At 39.1% G+C, this 15,234-nt stretch carries 8 protein-coding genes and 1 pseudogene; 5 read left to right on the top strand and 4 right to left on the bottom strand.

Going from position 1 to position 15,234, the window contains the following annotated elements; genetic code table 11:
- Positions 1-6 precede the first annotated feature (6 nt).
- Positions 7-1,497, bottom strand: a complete 1,491-nt coding sequence (locus tag FVQ77_01390; protein MBW8048997.1) for a hypothetical protein — start codon at positions 1,495-1,497, stop codon at positions 7-9.
- A gap of 174 nt (positions 1,498-1,671) precedes the next feature.
- Here FVQ77_01390 and FVQ77_01385 point away from each other — a divergent pair, with 174 nt between their 5' ends.
- On the top strand, positions 1,672-1,863 hold the full coding sequence (locus tag FVQ77_01385; GenBank protein ID MBW8048996.1) for a hypothetical protein: 192 nt from the start codon (positions 1,672-1,674) through the stop codon (positions 1,861-1,863).
- A gap of 37 nt (positions 1,864-1,900) precedes the next feature.
- Here the strand turns inward: FVQ77_01385 and FVQ77_01380 are convergent, their stop codons facing one another.
- On the bottom strand, positions 1,901-3,979 hold the full coding sequence (locus FVQ77_01380; protein MBW8048995.1) for a PKD domain-containing protein: 2,079 nt from the start codon (positions 3,977-3,979) through the stop codon (positions 1,901-1,903).
- Positions 3,980-4,229: 250 nt separating this feature from the next.
- On the opposite strand from FVQ77_01380, the gene FVQ77_01375 reads away from it, so the two are divergent.
- Positions 4,230-4,475, top strand: a complete 246-nt coding sequence (locus tag FVQ77_01375) for a DUF4160 domain-containing protein (GenBank protein ID MBW8048994.1) — start codon at positions 4,230-4,232, stop codon at positions 4,473-4,475.
- The gene (locus FVQ77_01370; GenBank protein ID MBW8048993.1) at positions 4,450-4,797 is read left to right on the top strand and encodes a DUF2442 domain-containing protein; all 348 of its coding nucleotides are present in this window, start codon (positions 4,450-4,452) and stop codon (positions 4,795-4,797) included. Before FVQ77_01375 ends, FVQ77_01370 begins: the two co-directional genes overlap by 26 nt.
- Positions 4,798-4,833: 36 nt before the next feature.
- Here FVQ77_01370 and FVQ77_01365 read toward each other — a convergent pair whose 3' ends face one another.
- Complete coding sequence (locus FVQ77_01365) at positions 4,834-7,671, bottom strand: T9SS type A sorting domain-containing protein (protein ID MBW8048992.1); 2,838 nt, start codon at positions 7,669-7,671, stop codon at positions 4,834-4,836.
- 425 nt (positions 7,672-8,096) lie between these two features.
- Between FVQ77_01365 and FVQ77_01360 the strand changes: the two are divergent.
- Together FVQ77_01360 and FVQ77_01355 are read left to right on the top strand one after the other, a co-directional pair.
- Positions 8,097-8,240: pseudogene (locus FVQ77_01360) on the top strand (type II toxin-antitoxin system HicB family antitoxin).
- 71 nt (positions 8,241-8,311) lie between these two features.
- A complete protein-coding gene (locus tag FVQ77_01355) occupies positions 8,312-8,500 on the top strand; it encodes an addiction module toxin, HicA family (protein ID MBW8048991.1) in 189 nt (62 codons plus the stop codon).
- A gap of 332 nt (positions 8,501-8,832) precedes the next feature.
- On the opposite strand, the gene FVQ77_01350 is transcribed toward FVQ77_01355, so the two are convergent.
- Positions 8,833-15,222, bottom strand: a complete 6,390-nt coding sequence (locus FVQ77_01350) for a hypothetical protein (GenBank protein ID MBW8048990.1) — start codon at positions 15,220-15,222, stop codon at positions 8,833-8,835.
- Positions 15,223-15,234: the final 12 nt, after the last annotated feature.

Here is a 15,234-nt window from a genome sequence, read left to right as displayed (position 1 = left end):
TCGTTTTTAATATGGATCAAATGAACAACCAATAGGCACTTCCTCCTTTCTCATTGGCTTTATCCTGAAAGAAAAATATATATCCGTACCTGAAAATTTGCCGGGAATAAGGATACTGCCAATCTTATCAGACCCTATTGTAAAAAATCCGATACGTACGGCCATTCCAAATCTTGGATACCTGTATTGATACAAGACAAAGGGAAGATCAAGCTCAAACCAATCAAGCTCAAAGCGCGGGGTTAAAGAAAAGATATTAGCCCGGTCCACACCCGGACCTCTGAATACAATTTTTTGTACCCAAGTACTGTTCATATAAAATTTGCCTTTGATCTTATAATCTGCCTGCATGGAAAAAGCGGTTGGGAGCATCATATTGAAAGCTGCAAAATTTAAATTTGTATCTGGGAAATCATAATCCTTACTGTTTAGAAGAATATCCAGATCTTTAATAATACTCGTATTAGATAGAGATTTAATTTCATATTTTTGGGCATCTTTATTAAATTTAATCCTTCCAACATCTATTAATGATAGCCCCAGCCGCCACTGATAATTAATTTTATCTTTTTCACCTAACAGACGAATAACTTTTGAGCCGCCTTTGTAATATACTCTTTTGAAAACATCCATTTGTTTGATCACAATACCAATATCCAATCCATAACCTTTTCCTTTTTTTAAACTTTTCATATATTGCCTGTATTCAGAAAATGACGGATCATCAGAAAAAGACGGATCATAAGAATCCGGATCTATAAAACCATATTCTACATTGATGTCAGAATAAATATCCTGGTCAATCAGCTGGAGTTCAAGGCTTCTGTTTAATAAATAACCACCGGCATAACCATACAATCTTTTTATGGTAGCTCCGGCATTTATGCTGAAATATGGATTTTGAATTATGGTGGTTGCATAGCTCAGCCCAAGTTCACTCCAACTCATAGCATTGATCCTGAATTTCGGTATCTTAAAAGTTTCATCATTGAAATCTAAGAAGTAGTTCTGGGGATCATTCACTTTTCCGATTGCGAATTTAGGTAAGATAAAATGGATACGGTTAGCGCTTACAATGGTTCTGAAAGCGGTATAAAATGCAAACTTATGATTGTGTATTGGCTCAATCATTACTGCCGGCCCCCGTATCATGAGGTTTACATAAGCTGATTTTCTTTCAAGATTATTCTTAAATTCCTCAGGTTCTTCAAATTGCTCTGCTATTAGCTCTCCTTTATTTTTCAATTGCCTCAAAAACCCGAACACACTTGCATCAGGCAAATAGGCATAGTTATTATCAACAAACAGACCGAAAGTAAAAAGGTTCACCTCCCAGGGTACTTCCAGGTTTAGCATAGAAGCCGGGTTGAGCATTAACCCATTTGTACCTGCATAATTACCTGCAGTAAGCCCCAGCATTTCCTGTGCTGAAGAAAAACGTGCTAGTATCAGTATGATATTCAGAAAGTAAAATATTTTTAAAATAAATCTCATCATGAACTTTACTGCGAATTACTAATTAGTGTCTGTCTATAAAGTAAAAGTTTCTCGCAAAGACGCAAAGCTCGCAAAGAAAAGGTTTAAAAGATTTTGCGCCTTTGCTAAAAAAAACTTTTTTATAAATACAAAAAAGCAACTTTTTATGCAGACCAAAAAGACTTCGTTATCGCATTGGGTTATTCACAGAAAGCTATCGGGTCTTTAGTGAAGGGATTTGAGTACAGTAATGTTTATGTTAATCCCACCTTGCCTACCTGGTATCAAATAAAGGCGGGTAAATCTACTATTAATTCAATGTCAATTTTGCTGGAAGTGCTGGTTAGTAAGGCGGAAATACTGGAAATGAAATGGAAGAAAAAATGAATTTGTTTATAAAAATAATTATTCAGGTTGTTTTCAATTATCTTAATATCACTAATTTTTTAATCGCCAATGCTTTACCTGTCATTACCTGCAAATGATAAATGCCAGCCGGATAGGAGGATAGATATATTTCGGATTTACGATTTACGATTTTAGATTTTGATATAATAGATCCTAACATATCGTATATTGTCAATTCCCCATTCGTAAATCGTAAATCGTCAATCGTCAATACAAAAACTCCCCTGCCAGGGTTAGGAAAAACCCTGAGTTCCAAACTCTGAACTCCAAACTCATTTATGCCCGTTCCCAATACCGTAATTATTGTACAAAGTGCATCAAAGCCGCAATCATTGCTCACAGTCAAACACACATTGTGTGGGCCGGGACTCAAATAGGTGTGCGATATATCTTGCTGGGTGGATTGGGCGCCATCCCCAAAGTTCCAAAAATATGAAGTAGCATTCATTGAAGAATCGAAAAAATATACTGCCAAGCCAGAGGAGTAGGCAACGGTAAAGCCTGCTGTCGGCAAGTCACACCAAACATTCACCAGTTCACATAAAGTGTCCGACCCGCAGGAATTGGATACTATCAAACAAACATTATAGATGGCGGAATCGGTATAGATATGCGTGGGGCTTTGTATGGTATCGGTAGCGCTATCACCAAAATCCCAGAACCAGGACGCTGCATTGGTGGAGAAGTCAACAAAATTTACATCGAAGTTGCTGCTGTCTGAGGTTATTTTGTAGGTAAATGCCGGATTGGGTAAAGGACAAGAAAAACATAATATGCTGTCAATAGTTGCTGTATTGCTGACTATGGTTGCGGTATTATTAACTATTCCTCCTGAACCAACTATACCTCCACTACCTACCTGTGTTACAGGATTGCTGACAATTGTATTGGTAGAATATTCATTGCAACCACCACTGTTACCGTTGGAATCAGTCTTGACCAGATAAAAATCATGATCTCCTGCTCCAAAACTAACTGTGTAGCCGGTAATTATGTAGCCTCCATCAGTAGTTTGTTGAACTGAATGGCCTACTTCCCAGTTTGCCCCTCCATAAGTTTTTGTCCACAGCGTATCCCCAATAGAATCAGTCTTTATCAGAAGTACATCATAGCTTCCAGCTATAGAATTGTACATATAGCCGGTAATAATGAATCCTCTATCAGTAGTTTCCTGGACTGAAAATCCATCATCGTTAAGTGTATCTCCATAGGTTCTTGTCCAAAGTGTATCTCCATTAGCATCTGTACGAATCAAATAAGCATCCCAACCTCCAGCCCCTAAACCATTAGCATTTCCTATAACAATATATCCTCCATCAGTAGTCTGTTGTACCGACCTGCCATAATCGGGACCTGTTCCGCCAAATGTCTTTGTCCATAATGTGTCTCCATTTGCATCGGTCTTAATTAAATAAACATCATAATCTCCAGCCCCAAAACTCTGAGTATATCCAGCGATAATATAACCACTATCCGCAGTTTGCTGAACTGAATTGCCCGCATCGTTAAGTGTATCTCCATAGGTCTTTGTCCATAAAGTATCTCCATTCATATCGGTTTTAATCAAATAAACATCACCCCCAGTTCCAAAACTGTTCGTAAATCCTGCGATAATATATCCCTTATCAACTGTTTGCTGAACTGAAAAGCCACTATCCTGACCTGTTCCTCCATAGGTTTTTGTCCATAAGGTATCGCCTAACGAATCGGTGCGAATCAAATAAACATCAAGACCTCCTGCCCCAAAACTATTAGTTGAGCCTGCGATTATATACCCATCGTCAGCAGTTTGCTGAACTGAAGCGCCATCATCGTAATTTGTTCCTCCGAATGTTTTTGTCCACAGGGTATCTCCATTGGCATCAGTTTTTATAACATAAACATCATTACTAGCAGCATTAAATGGTCCCCCGGTACGCCCCACAATTATACTTCCCCCATCATTAGTAAGTTGACCTGAGCAGGGATAATCAGTTGTATCTCCCCCAAAGGTTTTTTGAAAGGTGATTTGTGCGGTAGTCATACCACCCCAGACTCCTCCTAAAAGTAGGGAAGCAATTGTGAATAAAATAAATGAGAGGTTTTGTTTTTTCATTTATAAACTTCTTTTAAATCGCCTCTCGTGTATAAATCTTCTTCTTATATTTTATTAATTTTTCCAACATATGTGAATTTGTTACGATTAAAGTTTTAAAATTTGTGCGGTAGTCGTACCGCCTCCGACTCCTCCTAAAAGGAGGGGAGTTATTATGAATAAAATAAATGAGAGGTTTTGTTTTTTCATCTCACAAAGGTAGGAAGTTTTTTAAATAAAAACTATTTTTGTGATTTTACGTCATTACATAATGCCATGCGTCTTTGAGAATAAAGGATTTAATTTCAGTTTCTTTTCTTCTGACATCAAAGAACCTGTTCACATACACGTTACCAAAGGTGATGGTAATGCAAAAATATGGTTGGAACCTGAAATAAGTTGGGCATTTTGTTATGGTTTCAAGCCAAAAGAAAAAAGATCAATTTTCAAAATTGTGAAAAATAATAGGAAATTATTAATAAAGAAATGGTATGAATACTTCGATAAATACCAATGATATACGGTCAAAAAATCTTTTTGAAAGATTAATTTTTGAAAAAGGATTAAGGGCAATTGATTTGCGGTTTTACAAAAAGCAGGATCTAATTGTGGTTGTATTAAATAACCGTAAAGTATTAGAAGCAAGTTTATCTAACTATCCTATTCTGAAAAAGGCCTCTGATAAGGTTTTGAATGATTGGAAATCAGTTCAGGGAGGAATAGGATTTGAATGGAGATCTCTTAATTATGATATAAGCCTTAAAAGTTTACTGGAAAGTAATACTGTAGACAGTGTTATGAAAAAGTTCCAATATGAAGATATTCTTATTTTAGATTAATATGGAGATTATTGTCGAATAAAAATACAACTTACACTACTTCACCACCACCAACCTCTTAACACCATAAAATTCACCCGCCTGAAGTGAAACCTGGTAAACACCGCCAGGCAGGTTATCGAATGATAGCGTGGTTTTCACTTCTCCATCCTTGCCATTCCAGCTTTTGGTATGAACCAATTTACCTTGCAGGTCATAGACATTTAACACAATGCTGTGGGCTTCTTTGGGTATTGAAAAAGAAATAACAGAAGCGTTTTGTGTTGGATTGGGATATAGGTTAAAAGCAATTACATCCTTAGCAATATTACCAACACCGGTCATTTTTGCAATTGCAATATCAACGGTATAATCTTCCACTTCTCCGTATGTGAAGGCACCGCAGGATGAAGGTGCGGCATTGTATTTCATTGTAACACGCATCCTGGTGGTTCCGAGAGAGGTAGCAGACGGAACATTCAAATTACCGGTAACTGTTGCATTAGAAAGCCCCCCTGCATCAAAAGCCAGTTCACCGGCATCATCAAAGTCGCCATCCTGGTTGAAGTCAACCCATATCTTCCAATACTCATTATAGACTGTTGAGGCAAAGCCGGGTGTGAGCGTGACCGGATAACTCAAGCCCTGCACTAAAACCGTTGATGTACTGATAAAATCTCCATACCCGGAATTTGAGCCGGAGATGTTGTTGATCGTTCCAACCGATACTCCTTCTATCCATTCATAAGAAACATTATTGCCCGCTGAGTTGCAATAAGATAAGATGACAACCGGCTTGACGATATTTACGGTATAATCTTCCACTTCTCCGTAAGAAAATGTCTCACAGGCGGTTTGTGCACCATTGTACTTCATTGAAACGCGCATCCTGGTCGTTCCCAAAGTAGCGGTTAAAGGAATATTCAAATTTTTTGTAACCGTTGTACTGGAAACTCCCAGCGCATCAAAAACCAACTCACCGGCATCTAAGAAGTCGCCATCCTGGTTCAGATCAATCCATATCTTCCAGTATTCATCATAGGTTGATGATGCAAAACCAGGTGTCAGGGTAATAGTATTGCCCGAACCCTGCTCTAAATCAGTAGAAATAGCGGTAAAATCAGCATATCCCCCATTTGAAGCGGTATTATTAGTAATGGAAGCAACACTCACTCCGGCTATCCATTCATAAGTAGCATTAGTGCCCTGCGAAGAACAATATGCACCGCCTGTAAGTGTTGTGAAAGTAACCGAGCCGGAATAAGAACTACTGGAACTCGAACACACATTTCTGACCTGGAACTCATAAGTAGTAGCCGCTGACATGCCGGTTACAGATATGAAGGTATTTGTCGTAGAAAATGTTGACCATGTAGGCGCCCCGGTAGCCCTGATCCTAACATCATGACTGGAAGCACCTGTAGATGACCACTTCAACGTTGCACTATTAGATGTAATATCCAATACATTTAAGCCACCCGGCACCGGGCAGGGGATAATAATATTCACACTATAATCTTCTACTTCTCCATAGGAAAATGTCTCACAGGCGATTTGTGCACCATTGTACTTCATTGAAACACGCATCCTGGTCGTTCCTAAAGAAGCAGTTGTCGGGACAATCAAATTGCCGCTAACTGTCGTACTTGAAAGCGCCCCTGCATCAAAAGCCAGTTCACCGGCATCTGAAAAGTTGCCATTCTGGTTGAAGTCAATCCAAATCTTCCAGTATTCATTGTACGTTGTTGATGCAAAACCAGGTGTGAGGGTAACAGCATTGCTTGATCCCCGATCTAAATCTGTGGAAATGCCTGTAAAATCAGCATATCCCCCATTTGAAGCGGTATTGTTATGAATAGATGCAACATTCACACTCGCTATCCATTCATAAGAAGCATTTGTGCCTACAGACGCACAATATCCCCCACCGCCAACCGGCACACAACCTTGAGAATTTAAGATGCTCGCCCTGGGAGCTCCTACGCTAAACAATGCTTTTATCCTGTCTCGTTGTCCATTACTAAACATATTCATGCAGGCATCATCTGTATAATCCATATAACTCATGAACATATCACTGGAGCCGCAAGTGGTTCTCGGGTAGCTTGGACAACCCGAGCTCGAATATTGCTGAGTGGGTGTGTCACCAACATAGTCGTTACCGCAATAAGCATCCCCCCAGATATGCCGCAGGTTGAGCCAATGTCCGACTTCATGGGTAGCTGTCCTGCCCTTATCAAACGGATATTGTGCCGTGCCTCCCCTTCCAAAATATCGATAATTAATTACAACCCCATCCGTGGATGCTGAACCACCGGGAAATTGAGCATATCCCAATAATCCTCCACCCATATTACATACCCAAATATTCAAATACTGGTTTGCGGGCCAGGCATTAATGCCACCGGTTGACGTATATTTTACATAATCGTTACTGGAAAAAGAAGTAACAGTAGTGGCTGTTCGTGTTATTCCATTGGTAGCATTTCCACTTGGGTCTCGTACCGCAAGGCAAAATTCAATCTGGGCATCTGCCGCTATCCCTGCAAAAAAGGATGGTGTATTTATCTTATCGGCATTCGTTCTTCTGAAATCTTCATTTAACACATCTATCTGAGATTGAATTTGAGCATCGCTGATATTTTCAGGTGATAATTTATAAACCACGTGCATCACTACAGGAATGGTTTTAATCGCCTGTGGCGATTTCATAGCTGCGTTTGCGGCTATCCACTGCTGTGTGAATTGCTCAATTTGATCCATCCGGCTCTCTAACTGCGGGTCCAGCCCCTTTAATCGCTCTAAATTCTCCATCGTACCACAATTTCTTGTGATCTGTGCATTGCCAATCATCCAGATTGACATGAATGCAATAGCTAATTTTAATGTTTTCATGGTGTATATGTTTAGAGTTAATAAATAAAACTGTACTTATCCCCTATAATCAGCAGAAAATCAAAACTATATTCTAAGATTACATCAATCTTGCTACCGTAAATTTAAAAAGGGTTTTTATTACTTCCAAATAATTTAGCAACTTTTTTTAAAAAACTTTAAACATTACGTTTGAAAAAAAAATTTTACGCATAAGTTTTTATAACTTTACATCAAACTTGTGGAACTTGACAGGTAAGGGGTTTGATTTGCTCCGTTTTATCTACTTTCAATGAAAAAACAAAGGACATTTATATTTAAAAAACATAAATTTTTAGTATAACCATGACAAACCGTAACCCAAAAAAACAAAGCGCACACAATTTATGGGTATTACATGAAACAAAAGAGAGAAAAAAACGTTGAGTTTGTATAAAACTTTTGACATGAAGCTTACAGCAATAATAGAAAATTCGGATGACGGATGGTATGTAGGTCAAATAGGAGAAATTCCTGCAGCCATATCCCAGGGTAAAACCATTGAAGAATTAAAAGTAAATTTATTAGATGCTTTAAATTTACTGATGAAAAGCAACAGGGAAAATGTTGAAAAAGAACATAGGGGTAAAAAAGTAATCCGTGAAAATTTAGTTCTTGCGTAGTGAAGAGAAATGATTTTATAAAGCATTTAAAAAGACATGATTGTGCTTTACTACGGGAAGGGGCTAATCATTCCATCTTTCAGAATACAAAAAACAGGAAACAATCAGCGGTAGCCAGACATACGGAACTATCAAACCTTATGTGCAAAAAGATATGTAAACAGTTGGGAATATCGAATATGCCTTGATACCCCGCTTATACTATAAAACAGAACCAATTTTTCTTCTTATGATGAGTATACCTCTGATTGGGTTTTGGTCATTTTGGAATGACGGTAAGGAGTTAAAAGAATCGGAAAAGTAATTTCAGAACTCGTGACCTCTCGCAAAGTAAAAATGCGTTGTTTTTGTCTTTTTTGGTGGGATTTGGTGTTTTCGTGCTTTGGTGGCAACTTATTTTTAGCCACCAAAGCACCAAATCCCACTAAAGTATTTTTCAAGTATTTTATTTTGCGATATTTATTTGAATTGTGTGTTGCGAGGTCAGGAGGTCTGAACATGAATGTAGCGTTACAAATTACTACTCAATTGTAATCCTTATCCCCTCCGAATGTGAAGCAAACTCTGGTGCATACATACATTGAATGGTGGTGATGCCGTTTGAAAAGTCACCTTTATGCGTTACCCTTAAAGGATATTCAAACACATAAGTGCCTTTTGGCAGGTAGCTGAAGAAGAAATTGGTAGCTGCATCGCGGGTGCTTTCATAATAGCCCAATCCGTCCTGGTATTTATAATGTGATATCACGTTGATGGGTTCAAATCCCGAAGCCCGCATATCTTTCATGTGAACGTATTCCATAGACCTGTCAACCCTCAGCTCAATCCTGACTTTGACCTTATCACCTGGCTTTAATTTGGTTTTCTCAGTAATGGGTGTTATCACCGGCCCTGTATCGGAAGTTTTTTCCAAGAACAACTGCTTTTTCAGTTTTAAAGGTGTTTCAAAAGTGGTGATCTTATCAAGCTGTTCAAAATATTGCCAGTACAGTGCACCCCATGATACGCTTCCAGTTCCCTCGCTTTTTCCGGGGGGTCCCTCGCTAACGCTCGGGACATATTTTGTAACGGTAATATTACCCATTTCAGGTACAATATCACTGCCTGTCCAGGAAGTTTTAAAGTAGCCGGTTCCGGCTTCTACTTTTACATCATCCATTTTTGCCGGGTCAATTATTTTTTTACCCAATTTTATTTTAACTGATGGCTCTGTATCTAACCAGTCACCGCCCCTTAATAACAAGGCATAACAGGCTTCAACGGTGGCTTTGGTGGTTTTCCAATCCTGTGTTTGTTTTTGTTTTAAAAGCCATACCTTCAAGTCTTCAACTGCTTTTTTGTCATCGGCTACTTCGTCAAAAACCTCAATCAAAAGCGCTTGTGTTTCTATGGGCGCCTGGTACCAGTAATAGCCAAAATCCATATTTTTCCAATACATACCCATCTCTTCGGAATGTAAAGCGTTTTCTTTTAAAGATTTAATGATATCCGTAGGGACATTTTTCTCTCCAAACCTGTGCAATGCGAGTGCTATCATTCCCTGCAGGTATTTATTGTTAGAGAGCCAATATTTTTTCGCCTGGCCTTTGTAATAACCAAATGCTTCTTTATTTTTTGACGAAATTTCAACTTTGTCCCAAAAATAGCTTCTGGTATATAAATAATGAATTTGGGTTGAACCAAGGTGGTTTTTATCCATATAGTCAGGGTCTTTTGATCTATCTGCGTGCCTTTTTAATTTTTCATGATCTTCTTTTATCCTGTCATCAAGGTAGCGAACAGCGTTGTTTAACATTTTAACGATGCCATCGCTTAAAGCGATGGCATCGTTTGTAATACCCAGATGATCCAGATGTCCGAAACCCGCCACAATATGCTGGGTAATATACCTGCTGTCGGGCATTCCTTTGAACCAGGGCCAGCCGCCATTGGAGGCCTGTGCTTCTTTCAGCTTTTTAAAAGCTATACCCAATTCATTTGCCATTTTGTTTAAGTCAAATAAAAGAGCAATCCGTTTTTTTCTTTCGGTCTCATTCTGCGCGTTTAATACCCAGGGGGTTTCTTCTAATAATATCGATTTCAATTCCTGGTTTTTCTCCAGGTTAGATAAAAGTGAATTAACGATGCCATCGCTCGAAGCGATGGCATCGTTCGTTGAAGCAAGTGCACTTGATCTCCAGCTATCAAAAACCTGCTTTATTTTGGGACTTGAATTTGCAATATGCGAAGCGATGCTGTTGGCATAGTAGCGGCTGAAAACCTGTTCGGTGCATTCATAAGGAAATTCCATCAAATAGGGCAATGCCTGGATGGCGTACCAGGCAGGATTGGAAGTAAATTCCAGCGTTACTTTATGATTGCGCAGGGTAACGGAAGAGCCGGAGTTTACTAATTTACTGAAGGTAAAATTCTTACTCCCCTTGCCTCTTATGGGCAACGGCAACGATTCGGTAACCAATATGCGGTTGGTCAATACAGGGATCGCCATTTCCTCACCATCAGAAAATTTACCTGCTTTGGCTACCACACGGTAAGTTACCGCCTGGATCCCCTGCGGGATTGTCAGATCCCAGTTTAAACCAGCACTTTGCCCTTTTTTGGCTTTGAATTTTATAGTGGCATTTGTGTTTTTTAACTCATTATCAACCGGTTTCATCGTGAGGGCATCAAAGAGCATCAATTGAGCCGTTCCGGACAGGTCTTTTTCAGAAACATTGGAAACTTTGGCTGTGAAGGTAATATGATCTCCTTCTCTGAAAAACCGCGGGGCATTGGGCATCACCATCAATTCTTTTTGAGTGATCAATTCTTCCTGTACAAAACCATATTTCAGGTCTTTGGTATGGGCAAAACCCATCATTTTCCACCTTGTCAGCGCTTCGGGAATGGTGAAGGCAATGATTATTTCTCCTTTTTCATTGGTTTTAAGGTGTGGGTAGAAGAAGGCGGTTTCGTTGAAGTTGGTGCGGGCTTTGATGGCTGCCATCTTACCACCTGTTTTCCCTTTTGGTGAACGGGCATGCCCATTCCATGCAAAGGATTCTGTGTCTTTATCTGTTGGAGCAGTGGCTCCTGCTATCTTTTTAGTTATTACTTTGGTTTCATCAGCCATTTCTGCCTCAACTGTCTCATCTGCAGAATACACTCCTGCCGTTGCATCTAAAGCTAAACTAACCGCTCCTTTTCTATATATGTGGTACCTCCCCCAATAAAAGCTAAAGCCAAACCAGTTTAGCCGGTCATAGTAGGTGGTAATAAATCCCGGATAGAGGTTCCAGTTTGTTTGATATAAGGTTGAATTCCGGGTCGCAAAAACATTGCTGCTTTGCCATGTGAGCGTTGAATAGTAATTTTTGTAAATATCAAAATACCAGTTGTGGGGTCTGAAAGCATCAAGGGAAGCATCGTATAGGGTGGCGACCATTTCTGCGGCTATTTTATCGGCTTCGTTGGCTTCGTTGGACGGAATACCATTCCGAATTACGATCCTCCACACCTCTTTTTGACCGGGATAAAGTTTATTTCTGAAAGTTTCAAATTCAATATCAAGCTCCTTATTGGTCCGGGGAACTGTGATGACGTGGTCGTGCCGGTAGATGCGGTTGTTTTTGACAAAAGTAAAATGAACGGCTATGTTGCCCCTGTGTTTTTCTTCAATGGGTATTTCAATCAATTTTTGCTGGCCGCTTAAAGTGAGCCATTTTTTGCTAATGATGTTTTGTTTATGTTCAATTTCGTAGAGTACATGTACATCCTTTTCTGCTGAACCGATCAGTATTTGTACTTTTTCACCCGGCTCTGCTTTGGAATTAAGTACAGAGAACCAATCTATTGTTTTGTATGGCGGCTTTTTATTTTTTGTGGAATAGAGCGTAAAGTATTTTATCTGCTTCACTTCTTCCCCATATTTGTCATTTGAAATTAGTTCCATCAGATATTTGCCCTGCTTCCAGGTAGAAATATTGTTTAGCACAATTGTTTTTTCCTTATCTGTGTCAAATTTGGTTTCATGTACTTTGTTCGCACGCTCCCATTTATAGATATTATTTTCGTCATCATAAACATCATTCGGGAAGTTGAAATAAAATTCCGGCCTATTCATGATGAACTTATCGGGCTTTTCCCAAAGGCGTTTACGATAAATGCGGTTTGGTTCTTGTAATTGAAATATAGCAATAGTGCCTTTTGCAGGTTCAAATTCCCCGCTGAGATTGGTAGTGGTGATCTTAAATTCCTGTTCCTGCTCTTTGTTTAATTCTTGCGGTATGTTTACATCTATTAATAAAGCGGTATAACCAACGTTCACGTATTGCTGTGCACTCCGGGTTTCTCCGGTGATGTCGGTAACATCTGCATAAACAGTATAAGTAAATGTAGGATGCAGTTTTTTTGAAATATTCAGATCAGGGATCGCCTTGAAATTTATCTCAAATTCCCCTTTTTCATTTGTTTTCGTAACACCGTTGGCTATTTCCATTTCCGGGGAAGGGGGGATATACCTGAACCAATAATAACACCAGGGAGGGAACCGGGCATTTCTAACAACACGGTATCTGACTTCTGAATTATCTATGTTGGAGCCTGCATACGCCTTTGCAGTCCCGGTAACCAAAATATTCCCGCCCAATTTGTAGCTGCCTTTTACAGGATTGAAGGTAACTTCAAATTTAGGGCGTTTATATTCTTCCACAGAAAAATATACTGAACCTGAACTGTTTTGAATATGCATCTGGCCGGTTAGTACACCTGTAGGGGCGGTAAATGAACCGCTGAAAGTACCGTACTCATTGGTAACCAGGTTTAAGGTGGTTATTTTCTGATAGTTTACATCAAGAAGGGATACAGTTGTAGTTTGCTTGGTTTTGATGCTATTGGTTTCTCCATCTGTTTCAATCATTATTCCCTTGAAATAGATAGTTTGCCCCGGACGATAAATTGACCTGTCGGTAAAGAATATCGTTTTCAAATGTTTTTTTTCTTTAGGAGAATAATAGCCGTAATTATAAAATGAATTATCTGTAAAAACCTTGTCCTCACCCTTTATAAATTCAAGGTAAAAATTGTGCCTTTTCTTACTGGCAGGAATGCGGCAATAGCCTTGATCATTGGTAGTAAATATACCTCCTGTAGTGGATTCATATTTTCTTAATTTATAGTTGTACTTTTTATACCATACCTGGACTTTTACATTAGGCAATGGTGTTCCATGTTGCCGGTGCATTACGTATAGATCATACCCAGCATAAGTTCCCTCCCCGCCTTTGGCGGGGTTCGGGACACGCCTGAAAACGTAGCTGATATTGGAGACGGTGGTAAATGTGTAGGCAACAGCATTTTCGTGATAGCTTAGCTTCTCATCTGTTCCTGCTAAAATTACATATTGGCCAATTTCAAGAGCCGGTATCTTTATTTCTACATAATGTTTTTGAAAATCCTTGTCATTAGGTAAAGTAATTGACCAACTATGTATTGATCTCTTCTTTGAATAATGATCAAGCAGATTTTTCTGGTAGCTATAACCTTGCTTGAGGCTGTTTATCTCTGCCCGGTCAGTCTTTACAACGCGGAGATATATCTTTTCCACGTTTTTGTATGCTACCAGCGCCCTGAAAGGTTTATCGGGAAGATTTACATTTTCAATCGTAAAGGACAATGCTTTTTCTTTTATCCTGGCGATCAGATACCTACAATTTTTAGCCCCACCTGCCTCCGAAAAACGCTTGATGGCACGATCACATATTTTTAATGCTTTTTTCTTATCCCATTTATTCTTTTCAGATTGCCTGGGGTTATATTTCTCACCTTTCAGGAAATATTGATTTGCAACCTGGTAAGAGACGTTTGTTGAAGCGGGGTGTACTTTGTGCTTGTTTTCAAATTTTTCTAAGGCTTGAAGATACAGGCTATCCTTGTTTTCAATGATTACATGATCATGGACAAACTTCAATCTTTTTAAATTCACATCAATTAAAGCAGCAGGATCCTGATCTTCTAAATGAAATTCTAATAAATCCCGTAGAATATTGATTGCATAGAATTTTAAGGATAATGAATCTTTGGTTGTAATGGAAAGATTTACGAATTGGCCGGCTGGTTGGAAATACTCTTTACTGTCAAGTTCAAATTTATAAGCAGGTTTGGTCAATGATGATTCCTCATTCATATAAAAATCAACGGCACGATGTGCAAGAAAATCGTATAAGGTAGGCCTTAATTTTCTGGATACCACCTTGTCACCCCCAGACCTCCCTTTAGTAAGGGGGGAATGAATAACTTCGTCATAGATATTCAGGGGAGTTCTTTTCAGGCTGTCTGTATTTCGGAGAGAGAAGTGATGATTTTTTATAACTTCTTTGACAATTTTTTTGAGGCCCCAGGTATGGATATCTTCCTGGTCAAAATTGAGGGTTTCTGAACGATTCAGGAACTTGTAGCGGTTTTGCTGATAATAACTCCAGTAGATCTCTGCCAGCATAGAGTGCAGCACGGGCTTTACAGGGAATGAGGCACTTTCTATTTCCTGCTGAAGTTCAATGACTGATTTTACAACAGCATCTTCTTCAATGGCAGACCTGAACTTCATTTTGTGGATAACTGCCTTTACAAACTGGGGAGCATTGTTCTCTGCTTTTGCTTTGGCATAAATAGCATTTACAGCCTTGAGGGCTGATTTGTTCAGTCCTTTTTTTGTTAATGAGTCAACTTTTTGCCACTCTTTTTCATAATTGCTGCCTTTAGGAAAGGTTAGCATGTTCTGTTCATCATATTGTAGTGAACGCACACGTTGCACTTCCCGATGATGTTGGGGGTCGTTCACTACAGTGAATAATTTATATCCTGCTGCAACAACAATTATAAAAATTAAGGTGAAGTGGATTAATTTCCTTTCAAACGGGGCTGAAGATTTCATTTTTTAATAATA

This window comes from Cytophagales bacterium, assembly GCA_019456305.1.
In the GTDB taxonomy this organism is placed as follows: Bacteria; Bacteroidota; Bacteroidia; order Cytophagales; family VRUD01; genus VRUD01.
The sequence above is the reverse complement of the archived record's forward strand: the minus strand, read 5'-3'. Positions and strand labels throughout refer to the sequence as shown.